The sequence below is a fragment of the Pararhizobium sp. LjRoot255 genome (assembly GCF_964252905.1).
Lineage (GTDB): Bacteria > Pseudomonadota > Alphaproteobacteria > Rhizobiales > Rhizobiaceae > Pararhizobium.
Window position 1 is genome coordinate 173,212 of the sequence record NZ_CAXUPQ020000001.1, and the last position, 25,366, is coordinate 198,577.

29 protein-coding genes are annotated in these 25,366 nt (G+C 62.2%); 20 read left to right on the forward strand and 9 right to left on the reverse strand.

Annotation, left to right across the window (positions count from 1 at the left end):
* Positions 1-48 precede the first annotated feature (48 nt).
* Positions 49-735, reverse strand: a complete 687-nt coding sequence (gene hdaA, locus ACSQ2W_RS00885) for a DnaA regulatory inactivator HdaA (RefSeq protein WP_436084541.1) — start codon at positions 733-735, stop codon at positions 49-51.
* Positions 736-742: 7 nt separating this feature from the next.
* Positions 743-1,864 (reverse strand): AI-2E family transporter, encoded by a 1,122-nt coding sequence (locus tag ACSQ2W_RS00890; protein WP_436084542.1) that lies wholly within the window; start codon positions 1,862-1,864, stop codon positions 743-745.
* Positions 1,865-2,083: 219 nt separating this feature from the next.
* Between ACSQ2W_RS00890 and purM the strand changes: the two genes are divergently transcribed.
* The 4 genes from purM to ACSQ2W_RS00910 all read left to right on the forward strand — a co-directional run bounded on the left by purM (position 2,084) and on the right by ACSQ2W_RS00910 (position 4,516).
* The gene (gene purM / locus ACSQ2W_RS00895) at positions 2,084-3,154 is read left to right on the forward strand and encodes a phosphoribosylformylglycinamidine cyclo-ligase (RefSeq protein WP_436084543.1); all 1,071 of its coding nucleotides are present in this window, start codon (positions 2,084-2,086) and stop codon (positions 3,152-3,154) included.
* Between the two features lie 8 nt (positions 3,155-3,162).
* Positions 3,163-3,786, forward strand: coding sequence for a phosphoribosylglycinamide formyltransferase (gene purN, locus ACSQ2W_RS00900; protein ID WP_436087634.1), 624 nt, complete (start codon positions 3,163-3,165; stop codon positions 3,784-3,786).
* Between the two features lie 83 nt (positions 3,787-3,869).
* Positions 3,870-4,109, forward strand: coding sequence for a type II toxin-antitoxin system Phd/YefM family antitoxin (locus tag ACSQ2W_RS00905; protein WP_436084544.1), 240 nt, complete (start codon positions 3,870-3,872; stop codon positions 4,107-4,109).
* Complete coding sequence (locus ACSQ2W_RS00910) at positions 4,109-4,516, forward strand: type II toxin-antitoxin system VapC family toxin (protein WP_436084545.1); 408 nt, start codon at positions 4,109-4,111, stop codon at positions 4,514-4,516. The genes ACSQ2W_RS00905 and ACSQ2W_RS00910 overlap by 1 nt, the downstream gene beginning before the upstream one ends.
* On the opposite strand, the gene ACSQ2W_RS00915 is transcribed toward ACSQ2W_RS00910, so the two are convergent.
* Both ACSQ2W_RS00915 and ACSQ2W_RS00920 read right to left on the reverse strand, forming a co-directional pair.
* A complete protein-coding gene (locus ACSQ2W_RS00915) occupies positions 4,513-5,112 on the reverse strand; it encodes an NUDIX domain-containing protein (protein WP_436084546.1) in 600 nt (199 codons plus the stop codon). The genes ACSQ2W_RS00910 and ACSQ2W_RS00915 overlap by 4 nt on opposite strands.
* A gap of 7 nt (positions 5,113-5,119) precedes the next feature.
* Complete coding sequence (locus ACSQ2W_RS00920; RefSeq protein ID WP_436084547.1) at positions 5,120-7,252, reverse strand: molybdopterin-dependent oxidoreductase; 2,133 nt, start codon at positions 7,250-7,252, stop codon at positions 5,120-5,122.
* 68 nt (positions 7,253-7,320) lie between these two features.
* Here ACSQ2W_RS00920 and ACSQ2W_RS00925 point away from each other — a divergent pair, with 68 nt between their 5' ends.
* The 4 genes from ACSQ2W_RS00925 (at position 7,321) to ACSQ2W_RS00940 (ending at position 10,045) form a co-directional block, all read left to right on the forward strand.
* Positions 7,321-8,187, forward strand: coding sequence for a 23S rRNA (adenine(2030)-N(6))-methyltransferase RlmJ (locus ACSQ2W_RS00925; protein ID WP_436084548.1), 867 nt, complete (start codon positions 7,321-7,323; stop codon positions 8,185-8,187).
* Between the two features lie 61 nt (positions 8,188-8,248).
* Positions 8,249-8,680, forward strand: a complete 432-nt coding sequence (locus ACSQ2W_RS00930; protein WP_436084549.1) for a hypothetical protein — start codon at positions 8,249-8,251, stop codon at positions 8,678-8,680.
* Positions 8,681-8,685: 5 nt separating this feature from the next.
* The gene (locus tag ACSQ2W_RS00935; RefSeq protein ID WP_436084550.1) at positions 8,686-9,417 is read left to right on the forward strand and encodes a ribonuclease T2 family protein; all 732 of its coding nucleotides are present in this window, start codon (positions 8,686-8,688) and stop codon (positions 9,415-9,417) included.
* Positions 9,418-9,454: 37 nt separating this feature from the next.
* On the forward strand, positions 9,455-10,045 hold the full coding sequence (locus tag ACSQ2W_RS00940; protein WP_436084551.1) for a glutathione S-transferase: 591 nt from the start codon (positions 9,455-9,457) through the stop codon (positions 10,043-10,045).
* Between the two features lie 76 nt (positions 10,046-10,121).
* On the opposite strand, the gene ACSQ2W_RS00945 is transcribed toward ACSQ2W_RS00940, so the two are convergent.
* Entirely contained in the window at positions 10,122-10,760 is a 639-nt protein-coding gene (locus ACSQ2W_RS00945) for an outer membrane protein (protein ID WP_436084552.1), read from the reverse strand.
* A 367-nt stretch (positions 10,761-11,127) separates the two neighbouring features.
* Here ACSQ2W_RS00945 and ACSQ2W_RS00950 point away from each other — a divergent pair, with 367 nt between their 5' ends.
* The 5 genes from ACSQ2W_RS00950 (at position 11,128) to ACSQ2W_RS00970 (ending at position 15,404) form a co-directional block, all read left to right on the forward strand.
* Positions 11,128-11,892: an SDR family oxidoreductase gene (locus tag ACSQ2W_RS00950; protein WP_436084553.1), complete on the forward strand. Its 765-nt coding sequence runs from the start codon at positions 11,128-11,130 to the stop codon at positions 11,890-11,892.
* Entirely contained in the window at positions 11,889-13,910 is a 2,022-nt protein-coding gene (gene uvrC / locus ACSQ2W_RS00955) for an excinuclease ABC subunit UvrC (RefSeq protein WP_436084554.1), read from the forward strand. The genes ACSQ2W_RS00950 and uvrC overlap by 4 nt, the downstream gene beginning before the upstream one ends.
* A 171-nt stretch (positions 13,911-14,081) precedes the next feature.
* Entirely contained in the window at positions 14,082-14,669 is a 588-nt protein-coding gene (gene pgsA, locus ACSQ2W_RS00960) for a CDP-diacylglycerol--glycerol-3-phosphate 3-phosphatidyltransferase (RefSeq protein ID WP_436081930.1), read from the forward strand.
* Positions 14,669-14,929: a molybdopterin converting factor subunit 1 gene (gene moaD, locus ACSQ2W_RS00965; RefSeq protein ID WP_436084555.1), complete on the forward strand. Its 261-nt coding sequence runs from the start codon at positions 14,669-14,671 to the stop codon at positions 14,927-14,929. Before pgsA ends, moaD begins: the two co-directional genes overlap by 1 nt.
* Positions 14,930-14,933: 4 nt before the next feature.
* Positions 14,934-15,404 carry a molybdenum cofactor biosynthesis protein MoaE gene (locus ACSQ2W_RS00970; RefSeq protein WP_436084556.1) on the forward strand — a complete coding sequence of 157 codons (471 nt, stop codon included), beginning with the start codon at positions 14,934-14,936 and terminating at the stop codon, positions 15,402-15,404.
* On the opposite strand, the gene ACSQ2W_RS00975 is transcribed toward ACSQ2W_RS00970, so the two are convergent.
* On the reverse strand, positions 15,405-16,301 hold the full coding sequence (locus ACSQ2W_RS00975; RefSeq protein ID WP_436084557.1) for a branched-chain amino acid ABC transporter permease: 897 nt from the start codon (positions 16,299-16,301) through the stop codon (positions 15,405-15,407).
* Between the two features lie 76 nt (positions 16,302-16,377).
* Here ACSQ2W_RS00975 and ACSQ2W_RS00980 point away from each other — a divergent pair, with 76 nt between their 5' ends.
* Together ACSQ2W_RS00980 and ACSQ2W_RS00985 are read left to right on the forward strand one after the other, a co-directional pair.
* Positions 16,378-16,938 (forward strand): CGNR zinc finger domain-containing protein, encoded by a 561-nt coding sequence (locus ACSQ2W_RS00980; RefSeq protein WP_436084558.1) that lies wholly within the window; start codon positions 16,378-16,380, stop codon positions 16,936-16,938.
* Positions 16,935-17,456 carry a hypothetical protein gene (locus ACSQ2W_RS00985; RefSeq protein ID WP_436084559.1) on the forward strand — a complete coding sequence of 174 codons (522 nt, stop codon included), beginning with the start codon at positions 16,935-16,937 and terminating at the stop codon, positions 17,454-17,456. Before ACSQ2W_RS00980 ends, ACSQ2W_RS00985 begins: the two co-directional genes overlap by 4 nt.
* Before the next feature lie 98 nt (positions 17,457-17,554).
* Here the strand turns inward: ACSQ2W_RS00985 and ndk are convergent, their stop codons facing one another.
* Entirely contained in the window at positions 17,555-17,977 is a 423-nt protein-coding gene (gene ndk, locus ACSQ2W_RS00990) for a nucleoside-diphosphate kinase (RefSeq protein ID WP_436084560.1), read from the reverse strand.
* A 266-nt stretch (positions 17,978-18,243) separates the two neighbouring features.
* On the opposite strand from ndk, the gene ACSQ2W_RS00995 reads away from it, so the two are divergent.
* The 4 genes from ACSQ2W_RS00995 to ACSQ2W_RS01010 all read left to right on the forward strand — a co-directional run bounded on the left by ACSQ2W_RS00995 (position 18,244) and on the right by ACSQ2W_RS01010 (position 22,248).
* Entirely contained in the window at positions 18,244-18,759 is a 516-nt protein-coding gene (locus ACSQ2W_RS00995; protein WP_436084561.1) for a DinB family protein, read from the forward strand.
* A gap of 136 nt (positions 18,760-18,895) precedes the next feature.
* Complete coding sequence (locus ACSQ2W_RS01000; RefSeq protein ID WP_436084562.1) at positions 18,896-19,975, forward strand: GGDEF domain-containing protein; 1,080 nt, start codon at positions 18,896-18,898, stop codon at positions 19,973-19,975.
* 58 nt (positions 19,976-20,033) lie between these two features.
* Positions 20,034-21,923 carry an ATP-binding cassette domain-containing protein gene (locus ACSQ2W_RS01005; RefSeq protein WP_436084563.1) on the forward strand — a complete coding sequence of 630 codons (1,890 nt, stop codon included), beginning with the start codon at positions 20,034-20,036 and terminating at the stop codon, positions 21,921-21,923.
* 106 nt (positions 21,924-22,029) lie between these two features.
* Complete coding sequence (locus tag ACSQ2W_RS01010; RefSeq protein WP_436084564.1) at positions 22,030-22,248, forward strand: hypothetical protein; 219 nt, start codon at positions 22,030-22,032, stop codon at positions 22,246-22,248.
* Between the two features lie 4 nt (positions 22,249-22,252).
* On the opposite strand, the gene ACSQ2W_RS01015 is transcribed toward ACSQ2W_RS01010, so the two are convergent.
* Positions 22,253-23,095 (reverse strand): GNAT family N-acetyltransferase, encoded by an 843-nt coding sequence (locus ACSQ2W_RS01015; RefSeq protein WP_436084565.1) that lies wholly within the window; start codon positions 23,093-23,095, stop codon positions 22,253-22,255.
* Between the two features lie 159 nt (positions 23,096-23,254).
* Here ACSQ2W_RS01015 and ACSQ2W_RS01020 point away from each other — a divergent pair, with 159 nt between their 5' ends.
* Entirely contained in the window at positions 23,255-24,181 is a 927-nt protein-coding gene (locus tag ACSQ2W_RS01020) for a Gfo/Idh/MocA family protein (protein ID WP_436084566.1), read from the forward strand.
* A gap of 30 nt (positions 24,182-24,211) precedes the next feature.
* On the opposite strand, the gene ACSQ2W_RS01025 is transcribed toward ACSQ2W_RS01020, so the two are convergent.
* Positions 24,212-25,351 carry a DUF418 domain-containing protein gene (locus tag ACSQ2W_RS01025; protein ID WP_436084567.1) on the reverse strand — a complete coding sequence of 380 codons (1,140 nt, stop codon included), beginning with the start codon at positions 25,349-25,351 and terminating at the stop codon, positions 24,212-24,214.
* Positions 25,352-25,366: the final 15 nt, after the last annotated feature.

Sequence of the window (25,366 nt, forward strand, 5' to 3'; positions counted from 1 at the left end):
TGCTTTTCCCGAAGCGCCTAGCCCAGTTTGACGACGGAACTGTGACAGTCAATCGATTTCGCGTGTCTTTCCAAGGGTGTTGAGCACTTCCGACGCCAACGCCCTATTGATGCGCGTTCCGCGTGCAAGCGCCAGATGATCGAGCCGCTCGACGATCGTCTGAGCCGATTCGAGCGAGCGTTCCATGCGCGCCACGATGTAGCCGATCAGCCGGTCATCGACGCTGAGCTGGCGATCGGCCAAAAGCTTGACCAGAACCTGGGCCAGCAGCTCATCATCCGGCTCGCCGATCTCGACCACGGTTGCAGCCTTCAGGCGCGAGCGCAGGTCGGCCAGCTCGACCGGCCAGGACATCGGCCACAGCCGGCTGGTGATCAGCAGGCTGGTGCCATTCTCGCGCACGCTGTTGATGACGTGGAACAGGGCCTGGTCGTCAAAACCCTGCCGGTCGGCATCCTCAAACAGAACTGGGTTCTTCGCCGCGACCTCAGCTGCGTCGCTGCCCGCTGCCGGATGAATGGCGACAGCGCCGCTCGTTTCCCGCCAGATGGCTGCCAGATGCGATTTTCCCGAGCCGACAGGCCCGGCCAGGATGACGACCGGCGACGGCCAGCGCGGCCAGCTGTCGATGATGGACACGGCTGCCCTCAGCCGTTCGGAAACGAGAAGATCGTCACGACCGGTCTGAGGCTCGTGCTGGAAAACGAGCGGCAGTTGTTCGAACTTGCTGACCATACGCTGCTTACTCTGGAAATTCCTGCTCCGGCGCGGTCTTCTTGCCGGTCCGGTGGCCGTGATAGAGCGTGCTGTCAAGGTAGCGCCCGATGCCGAAGCGGACAAGCACGCCGATCGCGGCAGCCGACGGTACCGCCACCAGCAGGCCAACGAAACCGAAGAGGGCGCCGAACGCCAGAAGCGCAAACATCAGCCAGACCGGATGCAGCCCGACGCTCTTGCCGACCAGCCGCGGCTGAAGCACGTTGCCTTCGAGAAACTGCCCGACGAAAAAGATGCCGGCCACGATACCGATGTGAAGATAGTCCGGCCAGAACTGGACGAGCGCCACGCCGACGGCAAGCACGAGGCCGACGAGCGAGCCGACATAGGGAATGAAGCTGATCATGCCGGCAAACAGGCCGATGAGCAGGCCGAAGTTCAGGCCGGCGAAGGACAGCCCAATGCCGTAGAACAGGCCGAGAATGATGCAGAGCGACCCCTGTCCGCGCACGAAACCGGCAATCGTCAGGTTCATGTCCCGGGCGATCTGGCGAACGGTGGCGACATGGTCGCGCGGGATCCAGCTATCGACCCTCCCGACCATCCGGTCCCAGTCGAGCAGCAGATAGAAGGCGACGACCGGGGTGACGACCAACAGCGAGATGATATCGAGCAGCGCCATGCCCGAATTCCATATCTGCTGGAACAGCGTGCCGAGGAAGCTCGCGCCCTGTTCGAGCAGCTTGGCGGAGTTCTGCTTGATCGTATCCATCTGTCCGGCCACCCAATCGGGCAGCCACGAGGCATGCGGGCTGGTGACGAATTCCTGCAGCTTGGTGATGTATCCCGGCATCTTCTGAATGAAATCGGCTGCCTGGGTGAAAACGATCGGGATGATGACGACGAGCGACAGGGCAAAGACGACAACGAAGCCGAACAGGATGACGACCGTCGCCATCAGGCGGCTCAAGCCAAGCCTCTCCAGCCGGTCGGCGACCGGATCGAGAAAATAGGCAAGCGCCATGCCGGCGATGAACGGCAGGAGGATCGTCGAGAACACCATCAGGAAGGCGATGAAGGCGGCGAGGAAAAGCACCCAGAAGATGACCTGGCGCTGCAGTCCGCTGCTGCTTACTTTGTTGACCATGCCGCTATTCCGATGCCCCGCGCTTGAAGCCGCATAACGCCGCTTCTGCCTTTGGAGATAGGATGGGCCACCGACCGCGGTCAAGCCTATGGCTGCAAACGGTCGGGACAACGCGGCAAAACAGTAAAAAAGCGGGCGTTTCAGGGGCAATATGCTTGCACTTCCCTGATCGTCATGCCAATCGCATTGCCAAAACGACAAACCGCCGGAGATCAAGCCATGAGCGAGCCAGGAAAGAACGGTCTGACCTACAGCGATGCGGGTGTGGATATCGACGCCGGAAACCTTTTGGTGGAAAAGATCAAGCCGCACGTGCGCTCGACCCGGCGTCCCGGCGCCGACGGCGAGATCGGCGGTTTCGGCGGCCTGTTCGACCTGAAGGCGGCAGGCTTCACCGATCCGGTTCTGGTTGCCGCCAATGACGGCGTCGGCACCAAGCTGAAGATCGCCATCGACGCCAACAAGCACGACACCGTCGGCATCGACCTTGTCGCCATGTGCGTCAACGATCTCGTCGTGCAGGGCGCGGAACCCTTGTTCTTCCTCGATTACTTTGCCACCGGCAAGCTCGATCCGGACCAGGGTGCCGCGATCGTCGGCGGCATCGCCGCGGGCTGCCGCGAGGCGGGCTGCGCGCTGATCGGCGGCGAGACGGCCGAAATGCCGGGCATGTATTCGGGCGGCGACTACGACCTCGCGGGCTTCGCCGTCGGTGCGGCCGAACGCGGGCAACTGCTGCCGGCGGGCGATATCGCCGAGGGCGACGTCATCCTCGGCCTCGCCTCCTCCGGTGTTCATTCGAACGGTTATTCGCTGGTCCGCAAGATCGTTTCGCTCTCGGGTCTTGCCTGGGACGCGCCCGCTCCCTTCGGCGAAGGCACGTTGGCCGACGTGCTGATGACTCCGACGCGCATCTATGTGAAGCCGCTCCTGAAGGCCATTCGCGAGACCGGCGCGCTGAAGGCGCTTGCCCACATCACCGGCGGTGGCTTTCCGGAAAACATTCCGCGCGTGCTGCCGAAGCATCTGGCCGCCGAGATCGATCTTTCGGCCATCCAGCCGCCGGCCGTCTTCTCCTGGCTTGCCAAGACCGGCGGTGTCGCGGCCAACGAAATGCTGCGCACCTTCAACTGCGGCGTCGGGATGATCGTCGTCGTGGCAGCGGAAGATGCTGAAAAAGTGGCTTCGGTTCTCAAGGCCGAAGGCGAGACTGTCTTTGCGCTTGGCCGCATGGTCGCCCGCGCAGAAGATGGAGCCGGCACGATCTACAAGGGCACGCTTGCTCTATGAACGATACGGTGAAAACGGCCCGCAAACGGGTCGTGGTGTTCATTTCCGGCGGCGGCTCCAACATGCTGGCGCTGGCGAAGGCAGCCTCGGAACCGGATTTTCCGGCTGAGATCATCGGTGTGGTTTCCGACAAGGCCGATGCCGGCGGGCTCGCCAAGGCGGCGGCACTCGGTATTCCGACCTTTTCCTTCGTCCGCAAGGACTATGACAGCAAGGACGCGCACGAAGCGGCGATCCTGTCGGCGCTGGAAAGCCTTTCGCCTGATATCATCTGCCTCGCCGGCTATATGCGCCTGCTGAGCGCGACCTTCATCAACGCCTACGAAGGCCGGATCATCAACATCCACCCTTCCCTGCTGCCGCTTTTTCCAGGCCTGCATACCCACCAACGGGCAATCGATACCGGCATGACGGAAGCCGGCTGTACCGTGCATTTTGTCACCGAGGGCATGGACGAGGGGCCGGTTATTCTGCAGGCAACCGTCCCGGTCATTGCCGGCGATACGGCGGAGACCCTTGCTGCGCGGGTGCTGGTGGAAGAGCATCGGACTTATCCCGCAGCGCTGCGGCTCGTTGCTGAAGGCAAGGTGCGGCTGGACGGCGGCAAGGCGGTTATGGCGGACGCCTTATAAAACGCCGGCCCTTGACCAACCCCTTGACCAAGTACGCGCCCGCGCCTAGTTTGTGCCAGTGGATTTTACATTGGAGCATGGCCATGACCCGAACCGTCAAGGTGGCCGAGGCCAAGACACATCTTTCCGAACTCCTTGTTAGCGTCGAAGCGGGCGAAGAAATCATTATCGCCCGGGGCGACGCACCTGTCGCACGCCTAGTACCGATCAACGATCGTGAACAGCGCGCCAACCTGGTACGGCTCTTGCGGCAAGAGCGGGCCGCGCGCAAACCAGTGTCCCTGGAAGAAATTCTTCAATGGCGTGACGAAGGCCGAAAATAGTGGCCGCCTTTGTCGTCGATGCATCGGTCGCGGCTGTATGGTTCCTGCCCGAAGAGGACCATGAAATCGCCGAAGCGGCGATGGACCAACTCGTAAGCGAAGCGGCCCTGGCGCCTGATCTTCTCGCGCACGAACTGCGCAGCATTCTGCTTACTGCCGAAAAACGGAAACGCATTCCGGGCGAGGATGTGCTGACTTCGCTCATTCGCCTCCGGCAACTGCCGATCAAAATCGTCGGTGACGGTGACGACGCCGTTATCATCAGGCTTGCCCGTAAACATCAACTGACGGCCTATGATGCTGCATATCTCGCACTTGCTTTGACGCAAGGCGTACCCTTGGCAACGCTGGACCGGAAACTGCAACAGGCAGCGATGGCCGAGGGCATTCCGCTTTTTGGACTCTAAGTGACCGCCAACCTCTCCCGGTTCAGCATCGCCCATTGCAGCAGCATGATCGTCTTGCCGTCGCAGATCTCGCCGCTGTCGATCATCGCCATAGCATCCTTCAGCGGAACCTCGAGAACCTCGATGTCCTCGTCCTCGTGCGAGGCACCGCCGCCGTCTTCGGCGCGCACCGTCACGTCGATGATCGCGGCGAAGAAATGGATGGTCTCGGTCACTGCGCCGGGCGACATGAAGGCCTGGAAGACGGGACGCACATCGGTGACCAGATAACCGGTTTCCTCCATCACCTCGCGCCGGATCGCCTCCTCCGGGTGATCGCCGTCAAGCAATCCGGCCGGCGTTTCGAGCAGCCAGCCGGAATGGCCGTTGAGGTGTGCGGGCACGCGGAACTGGCGCACGAGGATGACGCTGTCGCGCCTCGGATCGTAGAGCAGGATCGTCGCGCCGTTGCCGCGATCGTAGACCTCTCGTTTCAGCTTCTTCGTCACTCCATTGGAGCCGGTATAGTTGAAGGTGACATTGCGCAGGTGATACCAGTTCTTCGAAAGCGTCTCGTCTTTCAAGAGTTCGATCTTTGCGTCGCGAAACTTCGTCATTCGCCCTTCAATCCTTGCGCAGCCATACGTGATTGTCATGGAAGGCGGCACCGCCATAGGGCGCTGCCGCATCGGCACCGGTGAGCACGTTGATGCCCTCCCCGTCCAGGTGCGAATCGTTCGGCCAGAGCCCCTCGGCGATCACCACGCCGCGCCGCGCGCCGCCGCCGAGCCTGGCATGCAGGCGGATTTCGCCGCGCTCGTTGCCGATCCGGACGATATCGCCGTTTGCAAGACCAAGAGCCGCAGCATCGTCCGCGTGGATCATCGCCTCGGGGCGAACCTCCTTCTGGATGGAAGACGGCGTCTCGGCAAACGTCGAGTTCAGGAAGGAGCGCGCCGGCGACGTTGCCAGCCGGAACGGATGTTTCTCGTCCGCGACCTCGATCAGGTCGACATGATCGGGAAATTCCGGCAGTTTTGCATGCGGGCCTTGGAGGCCGAGTGCCTTCGGTGGCCGGTTCGGCGCCGGCGTACCGGTCCAGTCAGCCTTGAAGCGGAATTTGCCGTCTGGATGGCCGAACCCCTTGATGAAATGCGCCGTGTCGAAATCCGGCTGGACATCCAGCCATTTGTCGCACTTCAGGCCCTCATATCCGATGCCGTAGTTCACCAGGATATGGTCGATATGCTCGCGCTCGCTGAGGCCGAAGCCGGGCTTGTCGGCCACGCCGAGGCGCTTGGCCAGTTCCTCGATCACGAAGAGATTGGTCCGCACCGTCGAGGGTGGCTCGACCACCTTGGGGCCGAGCAGGATGTGTTGGTGGCCGCCGCCGCGATAGAGATCGTCATGCTCGAGGAACATCGTGGCGGGCAGGACGATATCGGCGAGTTTCGCCGTATCGGTCATGAACTGCTCGTGCACGGCGACGAACAGGTCGTCGCGCAGGAAGCCGCGCTTCACCAGCCGCTGCTCGGGCGCGACGTTGGCCGGATTGGTGTTCTGGATCAGCATCGCCGTGACCGGCCCGCGATGGCGCAGTGCCTCGGCGTCGCCGGTCAGCACCCGGCCGATTTGCGATTGATCGAGCAGACGGATATCCGGGTCGAGCATCGCCGAACCCACCAGTTCGCGCTTGTCGAACTTGAAGATATCGTTGTTGGAATGAAACGCGCCGCCGCCTTCGTGTTTCCACGATCCAAGAACGGTCGCCACCGAGGCGGCCGCGTGGATCGCGACGGCGCCGTTGCGCTGGCGGGTAAAGCCGTAGCCGAGGCGGAAGTAGGTTTTCGGGGTCGTGCCGACGAGCTTGCCGAAAGCCTCGATCTCCGCGGCCGGCAGGCCGGTGATGGCGGACGCCCATTCCGGCGTGCGGGTTTTCAGGTGACTTTCGAGCCCGGCCGGATCATCGGCATAGTCTGCCAGATAGGACCGGTCCGCATAGCCGTCGCGGAAGGCGATATGCATGACGGCGCAGGCGAGCGCCGCATCGGTGCCGGGCTTTAGCACCAGCCCCATATCCGCCTGCTTGATTGTCGGATTGTCGTAGATGTCGATGACGACGATCTTGGCGCCGCGTTCCTTGCGCGCCTTGATCGCATGGGTCATCACATTGACCTGCGTCGAAACTGCATTGGTGCCCCAGATGACGACGCAATCGGATTTCGCCATCTCGCGCGGATCGGGGCCTCGGAGCGAGCCCGTGGCCATCGTCAGCCCCGTCCAGGCGAGATTGGTACAGATCGAGCCGAAGAAGCCCGAATAGCGCTTGGCATGGCGCAGGCGTTCGATCGAATCGCGCTGCACCTGGCCCATCGTGCCGGCGTAGAAATAAGGCCAGACAGCCTCGGAGCCATATTGCTGTTCGGCCTTGACGAAAGCCCCGGCGATTTCGTCAAGCGCATCGTCCCAGCTGATCTCCTGCCAGCTTCCCTCACCCTTCGCCCCCTTGCGCCGCTGCGGCACCATCAGGCGGCCCGGATGGTAGATACGCTCGGAATAACGCGCGACCTTGGCGCAGATGACGCCGGCCGTATAGGTATTGGCGCTTGCGCCGCGAACCCGGCCGATCCGGCCCTCCTGCGTCAGATCGATTTCGAGCGCGCAGGCGGAGGGACAGTCGTGCGGACAGACCGAATGGGCGATGGACTTTTCTGGCTTGATGGGGGTCGCAAGGTTCATGTCTTTTCTATATTGCATCGCGCAAGGGTCTCAAAGTCCCAACCGCCATGCATTCCAACATTTCATCGGCACCATCAGGGACGCGAATGAATTACCGTCACATCTACCACGCAGGCAATTTCGCCGACGTCCTGAAGCACGCCGTGCTCGCCCGCCTGATCGTCTACATGGAACAGAAGGACAAGGCTTTCCGAGTGCTCGATACGCATGCGGGCATCGGCCTTTATGATCTGTCGAGCGAGGAGGCGCAGAAGACCGGCGAATGGCAGGACGGCATCGGCCGCCTTCTCGACGCGGACATCCCGGCGAAGGCAAAGGCCCTGCTTCAACCCTATCTGACGGCCGTACGCGACCTCAACCCGGATGGCGGCCTCAAGCTTTATCCCGGCTCGCCCAAGCTCACCCGCATGCTGATGCGGCCGCAGGACCGGCTGTCGGCGATGGAACTGCACCCGGATGACTACGAGACGCTGCACCGCCTGTTCGACGGCGATTTCCAGAGCCGCATCACCCAGCTCGACGGCTGGCTGGCGCTCGGCGCCCATCTGCCGCCGAAGGAAAAGCGCGGGCTGGTGCTGGTCGATCCGCCCTTCGAGGTGGCCGGCGAGTTCGAGCGGCTGGCGGACGGTCTCGCAAAAGCCTGGCGCCGGTTCTCCGGCGGCACTTTCTGCCTGTGGTATCCGCTGAAACAGGGCGCACCGATAACCGCCTTTCACGCCGCGCTGAAAGCGCTGGAAATCCCGAAGATGCTGTGTGCCGAGCTGTCGGTGCGCAGTGATCGTGACACGACCGGTCTTTCGGGGTCGGGACTGATCGTCGTCAACCCGCCCTATACGCTGAAGGATGAGCTCGATGTCCTCCTGCCCTTCCTCAAGGACCGGCTGAAGCAGGATCGGCACGCCTCCGCCCGGGTCTTCTGGCTGCGCGGCGAGGAAGTGCCGGAGCAGGATTGAACGAGACTTGACGGCTAGCCCCCGGAGACGCAATCTCGGGGGGACATTTCGGGAGACGATCATGACCAGAATGCGCGCCGCATGCCTCCTTCTCTCCCTCGCGACTGCCTTGCCCGGCGCGGTCCCGGCCAGGGCAGCCGAACCGTCGAGCACACTGGATTATACCGCGACAGCTTGCCGCAACCGGTCAATTCTCGGCTTCATCACAGCCGATTTCGGCTATCGCGCTCGCCACTACCTGAAGGCGGACATCGCCATCGCGGAAATCCGCGACATGGGCCTGAACCGGATCGAACTTCGCGACGAGACCCACCCGGTGGAGCGCGAATATTGCTTCGCCACGGCCGTCACGACCGATGGCGAGCGGCGGGCTCTCTGGTATCTGATTGAGCGCGGCTGGGGTTTTGCCGGCATCGGCTCCAACATCGAGTTCTGCCTGAGCGGCCTTGATCCCTGGTATGTCTACGGCGCGCAATGCGCCTCGCTGCGGTAAGCCTTGTGAGGGATTTCCGGCGCCTGTTCCTGCCGCTCGTCGGCGCGCTTCTGCTGGCCGCATGCAGCGGAGAAGATGAACAGCAGCAGGCGGGGAAGACCGGCACGCCGGCCTCTGCCTCTACCGCTTCCGTCGCCAGTACGCAGGCCAAAGCCCAACTCATACCGCTCGGCAGCGGCTTCGATTTCTACGTCCTGTCGCTGTCCTGGTCGCCGAGCTGGTGCATCGAAAACGATCCCTCCGGCCGGACTGAACAATGCGCGGCGGGCCACGGCTTCATCGTTCACGGTCTCTGGCCACAGAACGAGCAGGGCTATCCGGAATTCTGCCGGACGCGCGAATCCGACCGTGTGCCGGAGGCGCTTGGGCGCACCCTGTTCGACATCATGCCATCGATGGGCCTGATCGGCCATGAATGGCGCAAACACGGGTCCTGTTCGGGGCTGAGCCAGAAAGACTATTTCACCGTGCTCCGTGCCGCCCGCGAGAAAGTGACGATACCGCCAGCGCTGCAATCGGTGGAAACGCACCGGCGAACAACCGCGGCGGAGATCGAAACCACCCTATCCGCCGCCAATCCAGGCCTGCGCGACGATGCGCTGGCCGTCACTTGCGCAGAGGGACGCATCGAAGAGGTGCGCATCTGCTTCAGCAGGGACCTCAGTTTCCGCACCTGCGGCGAAATCGATCGCGGGGGCTGCAAACTGAAAAACTTCAACCAGCCGCCTATACCCTGATATCTAACGGGCCTTGAACACAAAAAGAAAGAACACGATGAAGATTCTCTACTCCCCCGCCTCCCCCTATTCCAACAAGGTGCGCATGGGCGCTCGCTACGCCGGAATTGCCGCCGAAAGCGTGCTGACCGATACGAACGCCAACACGCCCGAACTGATCTCCAACAACCCGCTCGGCAAGATCCCGACGTTGATCACCCCCGATGGAAAGTCGATCTACGACAGCCGGGCGATCATGCATTTCATCGACCGCGAGACGAAGGGAAAGCTCTATCCGCGCAATGCCGAAAAGCGGACCGAGGTGGAAATGCTGGAGGCGCTCTGCGACGGCATTTGCGACAGCCTGCTCGCCATCGTCTACGAAAAGCGCTTCCATCCGCCGGAAAAGATCCACCAGCCCTGGATCGACAAGCAGTGGGAAAAGGTCGTGCGCGGCCTCGACTACCTCAACGCCAACCTGCCGAAGACCGGCGCCAAGCTCCATGCCGGCCATTTCGCGCTTGCCGCGATGCTACGCTATATCGAACTTCGCTTTGCCGGCGAATGGCAGAAGGGCCGTCCGAAGCTGAAGAACTGGCCGCAGAAGTTCGAGAAATTCTTCCCGGACTATGCGCAGTTCAAGGCTTGAGCCGCAGCAACGACTCATCCAGAAACGCAAAAAGGCCGGATCGCTCCGGCCTTTTTGTCATGCATGAACTTCGGTATCAGAACTTGACGCCCATACCGACCTTGACGCTGTGTTCGTCGTAACCGGAGGAAACGTTGCCGCCCGGCAGGTTGAAGTCCTTCGAGCCGTAGTCGGTGTAGCGATATTCGACGCGCGCCGTGACGTTGTCGGTGACGAACGCTTCGGCACCGGCACCGGCCGTCCAGCCGAGCAGCGTGTTCTTGTCCGAACCGCCAGCCTGCGTTGCCTTGACGCTGGATGCGGCAACACCGGCCGTACCGTAGAGGAGAACCGGGTTCAGGTCGTAACCGACGCGGGCACGAACCGAGCCGTTGACGCCCTGCTCCATCTTGCGGGTGGGGCTGCGGGTGTCGTTGTCGCCGTAATTGATATCGGCTTCACCGCCGTAGACGATCTGGCCGCTCTGCATGTTGTAGCCGCCGTAGAGACCGCCACCCATACCGGAAGCGCCGCGACCGCCCGTCGCATCATATTCGCCGCGAGCCCAGTTGGCCGTACCACCGACGTAGGCGCCCGACCAGTTCTTCACGGCCGGCTCGCTGTATTCGGCAGCCGGGGCAGCCGGAACTTCGTCGATCGCATCTGCGGCCTGCGCGGCGGAGAAGGCGATGAGGGACACGGCAGATGCCATGAGGGTAGCGATGAGAGTACGCATTAAAGTCTCCTTTCGAACCGATGCTCCGGACCCTCGCGGTCCTAAACTGATACATCGGACAAATTGCAATTAACCCGCCCGGTTGACGGAGAAATTGGCGACCAAATGCGGATTCACAAGAGCCAAATTGTGAATTTTTAGTGGCACGAGGGCGGCAGAAATTCGATGTTGCTGTGTAGCCACAGGGTATTTATTAACCACAAAATAGGTTTAACCAAATATATACTACAACTATCGAAAACAATTCAATTTAGCGCTCTCCCGTTAATTTTTCCGAAACGAACGAGCGGGCCGGTTTCGCAATCTGTCGCCTGCTCCTATATCCTTGCGAAATGCATAGACACGAATCGTACGGCAGGATCCGCCCTTGAGGACGCCTTTGAAAACAGCGCTGGTCACCGGAGGCGCCAAGCGCATCGGCAAGGCAATCGTCGAGGATCTGGCGGCGCACGGCTTTGCCGTCGCCATTCATGCCAATGCCTCGGCCGCGGAGGCAGAAGAGCTTGCAGCCCACCTTCGCGCGCAAGGCGGCAATGCGGCGGCCATTGTCGCGGACCTGACCGATACCGCTTCCGTCACCACCGTGATGGCAAAAGCCGTCGAGGCGCTCGGTCCGATCGGGCTGCTCGTCAACAATGCCTCGCTGTTCAAGAAGGACAGTCTCGAAGAGTTCGACGAGACGATCTGGGACCGGCATTTCGCCCTGCATGTGAAGGCGCCGTCGCTGCTGGCGCGCGATTTCGCGGCGCAGCTGCCGAAACAGCATTCCGGCGTGATCGTCAACATCGTCGATCAGCGGGTCTGGTCTCCAAATCCGCGATTTTATTCCTATATGTTATCGAAATCGGCGCTGCTGACGGCGACCAAGACGATGGCGCAGGCCTTGGCCCCAAGAATTCGCGTCAACGCCATCGGCCCCGGCCCGACCCTGCCGAACGAGCGGCAGAACCAGGCGGATTTCCAGACGCAGGTGGATGCCGTGATCCTCAAGACCGGGCCGCAACTGGGGGAATTCGGCAGGACAATCCGCTTTCTGTTCGACACACCCTCGATGACCGGGCAGATGATCGCGCTCGATGGCGGCCAGCATCTGGCCTGGCAAACGCCGGATATTTTGGAGATTGTGGAATGAACGGGCGCGTGCCCACCGATGGCGGCATTCTTTACGACGAAAATGCCAGCGACGAAGACGACCTCATCGACGTAGCGGAAAGCCCCGCGCCGGCGCCCATTCTTGACTGGGCGGAAACCAGCGCGATCCCGGACGGGCTGCGCGGCGCCGAACTGATCCAGGCCTTCGTCAAGCTTTTGCCCAACAGCCCCGGCGTCTACCGCATGTTCAACGAGGCGGGCGACGTGCTCTATGTCGGCAAGGCACGCAGCCTGAAGAAGCGCGTCGGCAACTACGCGCAGGGCCGCGTCCACTCCAACCGTCTCTCCAAGATGGTGCGCGAGACCGCGCATATGGAATTCGTGACGACGCGCACCGAGATCGAGGCGCTGCTGCTCGAAGCGAACCTGATCAAGCGCTTGCGGCCGCGCTTCAACGTGCTGCTGCGCGACGACAAGTCCTTTCCCTATATTCTGGTGACCGGCGACTCCAGAGCCCCGGCGCTCTACAAGCATCGCGGCGCCCGCAGCCGCAAGGGCGATTATTTCGGCCCGTTCGCATCGGCCGGCGCCGTCGGCCGGACGATCAATTCGCTGCAGCGCGCCTTCCTTCTGCGCACCTGCACCGACAGCGTCTTCGAGACCCGCACGCGGCCCTGCCTGCTGCACCAGATCAAGCGCTGCGCCGCCCCCTGCACGCGTGAGATCAGCGATGCCGACTATGCAGAACTGGTCAGCGAAGCCAGGGATTTCCTCTCTGGCAAGAGCCAGACGGTGAAGGCGACCATTGCCGCCGCCATGAACGAGGCTTCGGAGAATCTCGATTTCGAGCGGGCGGCCCTCTACCGCGACCGGCTGGCGGCGCTGTCGCATGTCCAGAGCCATCAGGGCATCAACCCCTCCGGCGTCGAGGAAGCGGATGTCTTTGCCATCCACCACGAAGGCGGCATTTCCTGCATCCAGGTATTCTTTTTCCGCACCGGCCAGAACTGGGGCAATCGCGCCTATTTTCCGAAGGCCGATCCCGGCCTGCCAGCAGCCGAGGTGCTGAGCGCCTTCCTCGCCCAGTTCTACGACGACAAGCCCTGTCCGCGGCAGATCCTGCTCTGCGAACCCGTGGCCGAACAGGAACTGCTGGGCGAAGCGCTGACGGAGAAATCCGGCTACAAGGTTTCAATCCTCGTTCCCCAGCGCGGCGAAAAGAAGGATCTGGTCGAGCACGCAGTCGCCAATGCCCGCGAGGCGCATGGCCGCAAGCTCGCCGAAACCGCGTCGCAGTCGCGCCTGCTCCAGGGGTTTGCCGAGACCTTCAAGCTGGAGCGCGCTCCGCGCCGCATCGAGATCTACGACAACTCCCATATCATGGGCACCAACGCCGTCGGCGGCATGGTGGTGGCGGGGCCGGAAGGTTTCGTCAAAGGCCAGTACCGCAAGTTCAACATCAAATCGACCGACATCACGCCCGGCGACGACTTCGGCATGATGAAGGAAGTGATGACCCGGCGGTTCTCGCGGCTTTTGAAGGAAGAGGGAAAACCGGATCGCAGCGCCGAACCGGGCGAAGACACCGGCTTTCCGGCCTGGCCCGATGTCGTCCTGATCGACGGCGGCCAGGGGCAGATGACGGCGGTCAGAGCAATCTTGAAGGAACTCGACATCGAGGATTGCGTCGTTGCCATCGGCGTCGCCAAGGGCGTCGATCGCGATGCCGGGCGCGAGCGCTTCTTTCCGCCCGGCCGCGACGGCTTCACGCTGCCGCCGCGCGACCCGGTGCTTTATTTCATCCAGCGCATGCGCGACGAGGCGCACCGCTTCGCCATCGGCTCGCACCGGGCGCGGCGGAAGAAGGAAATGGTCAAGAACCCGCTGGACGAGATCGCCGGCATCGGGCCGACGCGCAAGCGCGGGCTTCTCCAGCATTTCGGCACCGCCAAGGCGGTTTCCCGCGCCGGCATCAACGATCTCGTGGCCGTCGAGGGTATTTCCGAAGCCGTGGCACGGCTCGTCTACGACCACTTTCATGAGGATGGTGCGAAATAGCATGTTCCCGGGGGACTGCAGGTTGAATCCTGGGGAACTTCCGCCAATGCGGTTCAGCGTCCGTTCAGATGAATTCCGCCACAATTGCGGGTGATCTATCAAACAACGGTTGACGCGGCTGTCACAAAGCCGTTCATCTGTCGCCCAAGAACTCGCAGAGAACCCGAATCCATGTCCTCCACGCCGACCACCTACAGCATCCCCAATCTTCTGACCTACGGACGCATTCTGGCTGTTCCGCTGATCGTTCTGTGCTTCTTCATCGAAGGCAAACTGCAGAGTTCAGACCTTGCCCGCTGGACGGCGCTGGCGCTGTTCGCAATCGCCTCGATCACCGATTTCTTCGACGGCTATCTCGCCCGCATCTGGCAGCAGACCTCCAATATCGGCAAGATGCTCGACCCGATCGCCGACAAGCTGCTGGTCGCCTCGGTCCTGCTGCTCGTCGCCGCCGATGGCACGATCGCCGGCTGGTCGATCTGGGCCGCGATCATCATCCTGTGCCGCGAAATCCTCGTTTCGGGCCTGCGCGAATATCTCGCCGCCCTGAAGGTCAGCGTGCCGGTTACCCGCATCGCCAAGTGGAAGACGACGATCCAGATGATCGCTATCGCCTTCCTGCTCGCCGGTCCCGCGGGCGACAAGATCCTGCCCTACACCACCGAGATGGGCATCCTGCTCCTGTGGATCGCCGCGGCCATCACGCTCTATACCGGCTATGACTATTTCCGTGCCGGGCTCAAGCATATGGTCGACTGATGGCAAGCGTCGATCTCGTCTATTTCGCCTGGGTGCGCGAGCGGATCGGCAAAGCCGGGGAAACGCTGGAGCTTCCCGAAAGTGTCGTCACGGCCGGCGACCTGCTGGCATACTTGAAGACTCTGGGGGAGGAATACGAGACGGCGCTGGAGCACGAGAACGTCATCCGCGTCGCCATCAACCAGGAACATGTCGATCATAGCGAGCCGATCGACGGCGCGCGGGAAATCGCGCTGTTTCCGCCGATGACTGGAGGCTGAGGCCGTGCGCGACGTGCCTGTGACCGTGCGCGTCCAGCGGGAGGATTTCGATCTTGCCGCCGAGGTGCGGGCGCTTTCGCAAGGTCGCCACGACATCGGCGCCGTCGTCACCTTCTCCGGTCTCTGCCGTGACGAAGCTGGAACGTTGAGCGCGCTTGAACTCGAACACTACCCCGGCATGGCGGAAGCGGAGATCACCCGCATCTGCAGGCAAGCCGTCGGCCGCTTCGGGCTGCAGGCCGTAAGCGCCATCCACCGCTACGGCAAGATCCTGCCCGGCGAAAACATTGTGCTGGTCGTCACCGCCTCGCCGCGTCGGCAGGCAGCCTTCGACGGCGCCAATTTCATCATGGATTTCCTCAAGACCTCCGCCCCCTTCTGGAAGAAGGAACATGCGGCCGATGGCAGCGCCGGCGGCTGGGTCAGCGCCAGGGACGAGGACGACAGCGCCCGGGATCGCTGGTCCGAAAGCTGACTACGGCTGGAACTGCTCCTTTCGCGTCAGGACCAGAAGCAGGACGAGGAACGAGAAGATCGCAAAATCCCGCCACAGCATCGGGCCGTAGGCGCTCCACAGCGTTTCGCTCAGGCCCATTGCAGCTGCCCCGACTGCTGCCAATAGCGGCGCCGTCTGGCCGCCGATGGCGGCGATGAACAGCACCTTGACGCCGAAGGTCAGGCCTGCGCCAAAATCCATGTTGCCGTAGTAGGAGGTGGCAAGAATGCCGGCGATGGCGGCCAGCAGCGCCGACAGGCCGTAGGCGGCGACGAAGACGCGCGTGCCGTCGACGCCGCAGAGTGCCGCTGCGCCTGCATCGTCGGACACCGCCCGCCAGGATCGACCCCAGGCGGAGCGTGCCAGAAATTGGTGCCCTGCCCCCACCATGGCCAGCATCAGTGCCGTGTTCAGAAGCTGGATCGCCGTCAGCGTCACCGGGAATTCAGGGTCGGACCAGAGCGTGAGCGGCGTGTTGAGGAACGGCGGCAGCCACAGGCTGCGCGTTTCCGCCGCGATCCGCGACAGTTCCATCAAGACCATCGCCACGCCGAGAGAGGCAACGACCACCGTATTGGCCGACGTCATCGCCAGCTTGCGCATGACCGAGCGGCCGACGACGAGGCCCGCGCCCAGCGCGTAGACCAGCGCCGAGATCGCCCCGACCGCAAGCGCAACCGGCAGGACCAGCCAGAGACGGTTCCAGGCGAAATCGGAAAACAGCAGGAATATCTGGCCAGCGAAACCGAACAGCGCGCCATAGGTCAGGTCGGCCCTTTTGGTAATAGAGAAGGAAATCGAATAGCCGAAGGCGAGCAGCGCGTAGAGGGCGGCGATCGGCAGGGCGCTGGCAAGTTGTTGCAGAAAATAGGCCATGGAAAATCCGGTTGATGACAACATGATTGTAGATCATCATAACTAGTAAAATACGTTTTACCAGTTAGGATATTGCATGACGTTTTCATGGACCCCGCATCGTTTTTCCGGTGGCGCACTCGCTCTCGATGTCGCCAATTCGGTCGTTCTGCGCTTCGATGCCGGAAAGCGGATTGACCGTTATGCTGACCCCGTGGTCCTCGACACCTTTGCCGCGGCGGCGACACGTTACTGCGCCGACAGGGACCTGTTCGGGCCGCTGGAGCCGGTCGTGCCGCAAGACCGGACGGCCTTTCTCAATCTTCGGGAAGCAGCCGACCGGCATTTTCGCGCCGAGGTACTCGGGCATTCCTCGTCCGAGCACCTTGCCGATCTGCTCGACGCGGCATCCACCGTCATCCGGCGGCATCCGATCAGTGCTACGCCCACGCCGCTCGATGTCGCCACGGCGCGCTCGGCTCTGATGCTTGCCACCTTGAGCGAGCCGGAGCGCTTGAAAATCTGCCCCAATTGCCAATGGCTTTTCCTCGATCGCAGCCGCAACCGCAGCCGCACCTGGTGCGACATGACGGTCTGCGGCAACCGCGCGAAGGCGAGCCGGCACTACCAGCGCCAGAAGAAGGAGTTGACCCAATGAGCATGCAGCCGAAACACCTCACTCTTGCCGTCCTTCTTCTGGCTGGCGCAGCCGCCCTTGCCGGCTGCCAGCGCGAAACCGGGCCGGACCCGCTCGAACTCACCGGCAAGATGTTCATCTTCAACTATCGGCTGGCCTATGCCACCTACATGATCACGCTGACCAAAACCGAGCCGGTTCCGGAGGGCAGTACGGTTGTGGCCACATTCGAAAACCCCGCCGGCGGCGCGCCGCTGACGCTCGATCGCAAGCTCTTTGCCAAGCTCGACAAGGTGGTTCTCGAAAGCCCGGATGTGACCTGCGTGAAAAAGCAGCGCCCCTACGCCGTCACCATCGAGGTCAAGGGGCCGGACGGCGCGGTCCTGCAAACGCTGAAGACCACGGTGACCTCCAATCTCGATCAGGACATCCTGCCCGCCAAGGCGCTGGTCGTCGGCCCCGGCTATGACAAGAACCCGGAGGTCTTCAAGGACGGCAAGACGCCTGAACACTTCGAAACGGCGAAGTGCCCGTCCTAGACTCCGGCCGCCCCAAAAGGAAAAGCCGGAGCGTTGCCGCCCCGGCTTTTAAAAGGAGTCTTTTCAAGTGCTTCGGGCCGAAACCCTCAGAGATTGAATCAGCCGACGATTTCGGTGTCGGAGAACCAGTACTTGATTTCCTCGGCAGCTGTTTCGGGAGCGTCCGAGCCGTGAACCGAGTTCTCGCCGATCGACAGGGCATGGACGTTGCGGATGGTCCCTTCGTCGGCATTGGCCGGGTTGGTGGCGCCCATGATCTCGCGGTTCTTCAGGATGGCGTTCTCGCCTTCGAGAACCTGGACGACGGTCGGACCGGAGGTCATGGTTTCGACCAGTTCGCCGAAGAAGGGGCGTTCCTTGTGAACGGCGTAGAAGCCTTCGGCTTCGCGCTTGCTCATCCACACACGCTTGGAGGCGACGATACGCAGGCCTGCGTCTTCAAACATCTTGGTGATGGCGCCCGTCAGGTTGCGCTTGGTGGCGTCCGGCTTGATCATCGAAAAGGTGCGTTCAATCGCCATTGTCTCAATTCCCTTGGTTTTCCGTGAGTCGGCGGTTCAATAACCGCCAATCCCGCGCAAAACAAGGGGGAGCGGCTAAGTTTCACGCCGCTGTCACGAAGCGCCCGATGCCGCTCTGAAGGTCAGGACATCACGCGAACCAGCCATTGTCGGGTCGATATCGAACGCGGAAACGGCGAACGGTCAAATCAGTAAATTTCATGGATCGCATCACCCACCGCGATGCCGTTCTGGATTAAGCTCCCGGCACATCAAAGGAGGTCGCAATGCTCGATCACTACCGCATGTTTGCCAAATACAACCGCTGGGCAAACCGCCTGCTCTACCAGGCGGCGGGCGCGCTGACGGATGCGCAATACCGCGAGGACAAGGGCGCCTTCTTCAGTTCGCTGCACAGGACGCTTAGCCACATCCTCGCCGCCGACCGCATCTGGATGAAACGCTTCACCGGCTCGGGCGATGCGCCAAGCGCCCTTGATGCCATCCTGTTCGACGATCTCACCACCCTGTCAGCGGCCCGCGCCGCCGAGGACGAGCGGATCGTCGCCTGGGTCGATAGCCTCGCCGAAGCCGACCTCGCTGGGCATTTCACCTATACGCCGATCACCAACCCGGTTCCGGTCACCCAACGCCTCGCCCCGGTGCTCGCCCATGTCTTCAACCACCAGACCCACCATCGCGGCCAGTGCCACATGATCTTGACGGCCCTCGGCCAGCCGAGCCTTGGACTGGATCTGGCTTATTTTCTCAGGGCACCGGAGGGGGAAGGCTACGCAAAGTGACGCTGACGCGCGCAACTGTTACGCGCCAACCACCGGTCACCCGCTGTCCGGCACATCCTCCCGCCAGTCACCTTTGACGGTCTCTTAATGCCGGCATGGTATGAGGCATCCGGTACAACCGGTAAGGATCGAGGACATGGCGGACAAATTCCGGCAGGACGGCCATCAGGCGCAGAATGCGGCCGTGCTCCTCAAGGTCGCGCAAACGATGGCCAAGCTCGGCATTGCCCCGTTTCCCCGCAACTACGAGCTGTTCTATGATGCTTTGTGCGGCCAGAATGCCGCGCTGACGCGCGACGTGGCAAGCCTCGGCCCCGAGCCGGCACAGAGCAGGCTTGACGAGGTCGGTATCAAACATCACCTGCCCGGCTTTGCCGCGATCGCCACGGAGAATATCCGCGCCGACGCCGCCCAAACGATTTCGGCGATCAACCACGGGCTGAACAACAGCATCGCCAAGAAGGAAGCTTTTGCCGCACTGCTGCGCCATTTCATCGATCGCCTCGAAACCGATCCCGTCGCCGGAATGTCGGAATTCGCCGACGACGCCGGCAGATTGCGCGATGCCGTCACGGCCTTCGAGCGGGAGGAGCGCGCTTTCGCCATCTCCATGCGCGAAACGGTCGCACAGCTTGGCGGGATCGGCAGCGACATCGAGATCATGCGCAAGGCCTCGATCCGCGACCCCGTGACCGGCCTTGCCAACAGGATCGCCTTTTCCGCCAAGCTGGCGGCCCTGTATGACGACGGCAACGCCGCCGGCCCCGCGGCCCTGGCGCTGGTCACTGTCGAGGGCCTGCGCGACCTCGGTGAGAGCCACGGCGCGGCCACTGCCGAGAAGGCCTTGAAGAAACTGGCGCCGGTGTTCCGCAAATCAGTCAAGAAGAACGACTTCGTCGCCCGCATCGGCGCGAACGAATTCGCCTTCGTGTTCCATGACGTCAGTGCCGATAATGCCGACGCGATCGCGCAGCGTATCCGCGCCTCCGTCGAGGCCGTTGAGATCACGCTGCCGAACCGGACGTTCACGTCGGAAACGCTGTCCCTCTCCACCGGCATTGCCATGGCGCTGACCGCATCCAGCAGCACCGATCTCTTCACCCAGGCAGAGCTTGCGCTTCACGCCGTGCGCGCCGGCGGCGGGCCCGGCGTTCTCGTCTTCTCGGCCGCGATCGGCAGCCGCGCAACAAAAACCTACTCCCCGCACGCCGCTTGAGCCTGTTGCGCTGCGGCGAACTCTTGCCTTCGGCCAAGACTTCAGCCAAAACGCCGCCATGATTACGATCAACGACCTCTCCGCCCGCATCGCCGGGCGTCTCCTCATCGATCATGCGAGCGTGGCGCTTCCGGCGGGCACGAAGGCTGGTCTCGTCGGCAGGAACGGCGCCGGCAAGTCGACGCTGTTCAAGATCATCACCGGCGATATGGAAAGCGAGAGCGGCTCGGTTTCGATCCCCAGGAACACGCGCATCGGCCAGGTGGCGCAGGAAGCCCCGGGCACCGAAGAGCCGCTGATCGAGATCGTGCTCAAGGCCGACAAGGAACGCGAAGCGCTTTTGACGGAAGCCGAAACCGCGTCCGATCCGCACCGGATCGCCGAAATCCACACGCGCTTGACGGACATCGATTCCCATTCGGCGGAGGCGCGGGCCGCCAGCATCCTGTCCGGCCTCGGTTTCGACGCGGACGCGCAGTTGCGGCCGGCATCGAGCTTTTCCGGCGGCTGGCGCATGCGCGTCGCGCTGGCAGCAGTGCTGTTCTCCGAACCGGACCTGTTGCTGCTCGATGAACCGACCAACTATCTCGACCTCGAGGGCACCTTGTGGCTCGAGGACTATGTCCGCCGCTATCCGCACACGGTCATCATCATCAGCCATGACCGCGACATGCTGAACATGGCGGTCAACTCGATCATCCATCTCGACCAGCAGAAGCTGACCTTCTATCGCGGCTCCTACGATCAGTTCGAGCGCCAGCGCGCCGAGGCGATCGAGCTGCAGACCAAGGCGAAAGCCAAGAACGACGCTGCGCGAAAACACCTGCAGTCCTTCATCGACCGCTTCAAGGCCAAGGCCTCGAAAGCCCGCCAGGCGCAGAGCCGCGTCAAGGCGCTGGAACGCATGGGCACGGTTTCGGCCGTGATCGAGGATCACGTCCAGCCGATCCGCTTTCCCAGGCCCGAGAAGCAGCCGGCCTCGCCGATCGTGGCGATCACCGGCGGCGCGGTGGGCTATACGCCGGGCAAACCCATCCTCAAGGGCCTCAACCTCAGGATCGACAATGACGACCGCATCGCGCTGCTCGGCTCGAACGGCAACGGCAAGTCGACCTTCGCGAAATTCATTTCCGGCCGGCTTTCCGCCGAAAGCGGCGACATCCGTGTGCCACCCAATCTGAAGATCGGCTTCTTCGCCCAGCACCAGCTCGACGACCTCAGACCGGCCGAGACGGCCGTCCAGCACGTTCGGCCGCTGATGCCGGAAGCGCCGGAAGCCAAGGTGCGCGCCCGCGTCGCCCAGATGGGGCTTGCGACAGAAAAGATGGAAACTCCTGCCAAGGATCTTTCCGGTGGCGAGAAGGCGCGCCTTTTGATGGGTCTTGCCGCCTTCGAGGCGCCGAACCTGCTCATTCTCGACGAGCCGACCAACCATCTCGACATCGATAGCCGCAATGCGCTGATCGAGGCGCTCAACGAGTATGAGGGCGCGGTCATCCTGATCTCGCACGACCGCCACCTGATCGAGGCGACCGTCGACCGGCTGTGGCTGGTCAAGGACGGCACCGTTGCCAACTACGACGGCGACCTCGAGGACTACCGCAACACCATCGTCCAGAATTCGCGCGGCAAGGGCAACAAGGACAAGGGCAACGGCTCCGAGGACAACCGCTCCAAGGCAGAGCAGCGCAAGGCCAATGCCGATAAGCGGGCTGCGTTCGCGCCACTGAAAAAAAAGATCAACGATATCGAATCCTTGACCGGCAAACTGCAGAAACAGATTCACGCCCTCGACAAGGAGCTTGAAGACCAGGAGATCTACGAAAAATTTCCTGCCAAGGCCGCCGCCAAGGTCAAGGAGCGCGCCGAGATCATGACCAAGCTCGCCAAGGCGGAAGAACACTGGATGGACCTGTCCACCGAGTATGAAGAGGCGATGGCGGGGTGATTGCCTCCATTTATTTTCTGGAAGCAAGCTCATCCACAAGCAAAGACTAAAATTTTAACCGAGCGTTTAAGGCCTCGTTCAAAATCGAGCTTTATATTCGCGTTCCATGAAACACGAAACGCAGAATGCCTTCCGCTTCCGGCGTGTCAAATGGGGAAATCCCCGGCACGCGATGAACGCGTTGCGCAACAAGGAGCCGGTTTTCGTCGATGACGCTCCGGCCCCGGGCAGATTGTTCTGGGTTCTCGTCGCGCTTCTCGTGATCAGCGTTTTTGCCAGCGTCCTGATCATCGGCGGGCAGCACAATCTGTTCCCCTGGGCCTGATGCCCTATCCAAGCTCGAACGTGGTGATGCCGTAGATCTGTCCGAGCGGCAGCTCCGGCGCTGGTCCACGGTACATCCGCGCCGTCTCGAACACCGGCTTCAGATTGTAGCGATCGCAGAGCGCCCGCGCGGCGGCGTTCGGCTCGGGGATATCGAGATAGACCCTGCCACCGCCGACGCTCGTCACCAGTTTGCGGAAGATCAGGTCGGCGCCGGTTTCCGTATCGGCAAACAGCGGTCCGATCTTGTGACCCTCGCGGCAGGCGCGAATGGTGCCGTAACCCAGGACCTCGGCGTTTCTGATCAACGCAAAGCTCTCGCGCGTTGAAAGCGGCTTCAGCCACTCGCGCAGGAAGGCATCGCGGCGGGCCGGATTGAAGCGCGCGTCGTAGTCGATCAGCATCGGCACATGCACCGGGGAGACGGAAACCAGCTCGGTGCCGGGCGGCTCGGTGCATTGGACTTCGCCGCCATAGCGGAAATTGGCATGCGCATAGGCGAAACCGGATTTGCGGTAGTTGTCCTGCTGCGCCACCACGCCATCGAGCCCGATGGTCCGGTCTCCCGCTGCCGAAACCGCCTTTTGCCACAGCGTAAAGCCGATGCCCTGACCGCGATAATCCGGATGCGCCATGTAGAAACCGAGAAAGGCATAGGCCTCGCCGTACCGGACCAATGAAAGCGCCGCCGCGACAACACCGTCTTCCTCGGCGATCCAGTAGCCGTCCGGATCAGCCGCCCAGAAAGCGGCTGCGTCGTCGAGGCCGGGATTCCAGCCCTCCCGCGCGGCCCAGTCGATGAGAATATCGAGATCGGCGCGGCTGGCTTTTCGAATGATCGGGGGCATGGCGGCTCCTGTTTGGAATTGCAGCCTTATCCAAATAGGGCGGCTTTGCTATTGTCCACCACCGGCAGCAACGAATATCTGCGCCACGGCAGCGCTTGCCCGGTTCTCGCTTTCTGCTACAAAGCCGTCCATAAAGTCATACAAATCGAGCGAAACACCATGAGCCCCATCCATATCTCGATCGTCGGCGTCGGTAAAATCGTCCGCGACCAGCACCTGCCCGCCATCGCCAGGAATTCGGACTACAAGCTGATCGCCGCCGCCAGCCGTCATGGCGTCGTCGATGGCATCGACAATTTCAAGTCGATCGAGGCGATGCTCGACGCCGTGCCGGCCATCGATGCCGTGTCGCTCTGTATGCCGCCGCAGTTTCGCTATCAGGCGGCGCGCGTGGCACTCGAAGCCGGCAAACACGTGTTCCTCGAAAAGCCACCGGGCGCGACGCTGAGCGAAGTGGCCGATCTCGAAGCGCTGGCGGCGTCCAAGGGCCTGTCGCTGTTTGCGAGCTGGCATTCGCGCTATGCGCCGGGCGTCGAAGCGGCAAAGTCCTTCCTCGCCTCGACCAGGATCAACAGCGTCAAGGTGATCTGGAAGGAAGACGTGCGCCACTGGCACCCGAACCAGGACTGGATCTGGCAGGCCGGCGGCCTCGGTGTCTTCGATCCCGGCATCAACGCGCTGTCGATCGTCACGCACATCCTGCCGAACCCGCTATTCATCACCTCGGCGACGCTGGAATTTCCGGAAAACCGCGACGCCCCGATCGCCGCCTCGATCACCTTTACCGACGCGAACAACCTGCCGGTCCTGGCCGAATTCGACTGGCGCCAGACCGGCCACCAGAGCTGGGACATCATCGCCGAAACCGACGCCGGCACGATGACGCTCGCTGAAGGCGGCGCGAAACTGTCGATCGACGGCAAACTGGTTCATGACGAGCCGGAACAGGAATATCCGGCGCTCTACGCCCGCTTCGCCGAGATCATCAAGGCGAAACAATCCGACGTCGACCTTTCACCGCTACGGCATGTGGCCGACGCGTTCATGCTCGGCAAGCGGAAGTTCGTCGAAGCGTTTATCGATTGATTGCCCAAACCACGAAAGGCCGCCGCCCTATCACGCCTGGGCGACGGCCTTTTTCCGCATCGCCGGCCATGCTGCGATCGTGATCGCCCGCAGCAGCCATTCCAGCGGACCATAGGCATGACTGCTCATCCACCATCGGCTCGCAACCAGCTGGACAGCAAAGGTGCCGACCGCCAAAGCGCATGCGGTCCCTAGCCCGAGCTGCCCCACAAGTCCGAAACCGAAGCCGGTAAAAATCAACGAGCACACCAGCGCCTGGAGCAGGTAGTTGGAGAGCGCCATGCGGCCGGCAGGAGCCAGGAACGCGGCAACGCGTTTGCCCTTTCCTGACTGGAACCAGATCATTGCCGACGCCCCATATGCGCAGGCCAGCAACGGCGCCGTGAGAATTCCACTCCCCAACCCCAATGTTTCCCAGCCGGTACCGGGACGAAATACCGCGCTTAAGGCGTAGAGGAATGCGCCTGCGAGGCCGACCGTCAATCCGAGCTGCCGGATGCGCCTCAACTCCAGTTGGTACGCTTCCAAGCGCTCGAACAGGCGATCTTTGCCCGCGACGAAACCAAGAAGAAACATGGCGAAGGCGCAAGGCCCCTGCAGGAAGGCCAGCACCATCAACATCTGCGGAAGCTCGCGCATGTGTTGAGCAATGACGGTTGCGGGCGAGCCATTATAGGCGGCGCGCGCAGCTTCGGCCTGAACCATCACGCGTGCAGCGTCGCTCGTCTCCCCGGCCAGCAGTTGCAACGTTCCAAGGACGATCCAGGCCAATGCGGTGATGATGATGAGCCATGCGGCCAGCCCGAGCAACCGGGACTGCGGTTGGTTGCGCATTGACAGGAGCACCACACCCAGCAAGGCGTAGGTGGTCAAGATATCGCCATGGAACAGGAAAATCGCGTGAAAGGCTCCGAAAAGCCATAGTCCAATCTGCCGCCGCAGCATGCGGGGCACAAAATTCCCGCCCGCCCGCTCCGCCGATTGCATCTGGAGGGTGAAGCTGTAGCCGAACAGGAACGAGAACAGCAGGTAGAACTTGGTTTCGAAGAGCAGCGCAACCAGTCCATGAAATGCCTGATCGAGCGGGCCGCTGAACTGTGGATCGGAGACGCCAGAGCCGTAATAGGTCGAGGCAAAGACGGTGATGTTGACGACGAGGATGCCGAACAAGGAAAACCCGCGTAG

Excerpts from the sequence above, each read along its gene's own strand:
- purM (WP_436084543.1), top strand. The coding sequence starts at position 2,084 with ATGAGCGAGCCAGGAAAGAACGGTCTGACCTACAGCGATGCGGGTGTG.
- ACSQ2W_RS00975 (WP_436084557.1), bottom strand. The coding sequence starts at position 16,301 with ATGGCCTATTTTCTGCAACAACTTGCCAGCGCCCTGCCGATCGCCGCC.
- ACSQ2W_RS01015 (WP_436084565.1), bottom strand. The coding sequence starts at position 23,095 with ATGCCCCCGATCATTCGAAAAGCCAGCCGCGCCGATCTCGATATTCTC.
- ACSQ2W_RS00995 (WP_436084561.1), top strand. The coding sequence starts at position 18,244 with ATGCTCGATCACTACCGCATGTTTGCCAAATACAACCGCTGGGCAAAC.
- ACSQ2W_RS00905 (WP_436084544.1), top strand. The coding sequence starts at position 3,870 with ATGACCCGAACCGTCAAGGTGGCCGAGGCCAAGACACATCTTTCCGAA.
- ACSQ2W_RS00915 (WP_436084546.1), bottom strand. The coding sequence starts at position 5,112 with ATGACGAAGTTTCGCGACGCAAAGATCGAACTCTTGAAAGACGAGACG.
- ACSQ2W_RS01005 (WP_436084563.1), top strand. The coding sequence starts at position 20,034 with ATGATTACGATCAACGACCTCTCCGCCCGCATCGCCGGGCGTCTCCTC.
- ndk (WP_436084560.1), bottom strand. The coding sequence starts at position 17,977 with ATGGCGATTGAACGCACCTTTTCGATGATCAAGCCGGACGCCACCAAG.
- ACSQ2W_RS00920 (WP_436084547.1), bottom strand. The coding sequence starts at position 7,252 with ATGCAATATAGAAAAGACATGAACCTTGCGACCCCCATCAAGCCAGAA.
- moaD (WP_436084555.1), top strand. The coding sequence starts at position 14,669 with ATGGCAAGCGTCGATCTCGTCTATTTCGCCTGGGTGCGCGAGCGGATC.
- hdaA (WP_436084541.1), bottom strand. The coding sequence starts at position 735 with ATGGTCAGCAAGTTCGAACAACTGCCGCTCGTTTTCCAGCACGAGCCT.
- pgsA (WP_436081930.1), top strand. The coding sequence starts at position 14,082 with ATGTCCTCCACGCCGACCACCTACAGCATCCCCAATCTTCTGACCTAC.
- ACSQ2W_RS00930 (WP_436084549.1), top strand. The coding sequence starts at position 8,249 with ATGACCAGAATGCGCGCCGCATGCCTCCTTCTCTCCCTCGCGACTGCC.
- ACSQ2W_RS00925 (WP_436084548.1), top strand. The coding sequence starts at position 7,321 with ATGAATTACCGTCACATCTACCACGCAGGCAATTTCGCCGACGTCCTG.
- ACSQ2W_RS01000 (WP_436084562.1), top strand. The coding sequence starts at position 18,896 with ATGGCGGACAAATTCCGGCAGGACGGCCATCAGGCGCAGAATGCGGCC.
- ACSQ2W_RS01020 (WP_436084566.1), top strand. The coding sequence starts at position 23,255 with ATGAGCCCCATCCATATCTCGATCGTCGGCGTCGGTAAAATCGTCCGC.
- ACSQ2W_RS00945 (WP_436084552.1), bottom strand. The coding sequence starts at position 10,760 with ATGCGTACTCTCATCGCTACCCTCATGGCATCTGCCGTGTCCCTCATC.
- ACSQ2W_RS00940 (WP_436084551.1), top strand. The coding sequence starts at position 9,455 with ATGAAGATTCTCTACTCCCCCGCCTCCCCCTATTCCAACAAGGTGCGC.
- ACSQ2W_RS00985 (WP_436084559.1), top strand. The coding sequence starts at position 16,935 with ATGAGCATGCAGCCGAAACACCTCACTCTTGCCGTCCTTCTTCTGGCT.
- uvrC (WP_436084554.1), top strand. The coding sequence starts at position 11,889 with ATGAACGGGCGCGTGCCCACCGATGGCGGCATTCTTTACGACGAAAAT.
- ACSQ2W_RS00980 (WP_436084558.1), top strand. The coding sequence starts at position 16,378 with ATGACGTTTTCATGGACCCCGCATCGTTTTTCCGGTGGCGCACTCGCT.
- ACSQ2W_RS01010 (WP_436084564.1), top strand. The coding sequence starts at position 22,030 with ATGAAACACGAAACGCAGAATGCCTTCCGCTTCCGGCGTGTCAAATGG.
- ACSQ2W_RS00890 (WP_436084542.1), bottom strand. The coding sequence starts at position 1,864 with ATGGTCAACAAAGTAAGCAGCAGCGGACTGCAGCGCCAGGTCATCTTC.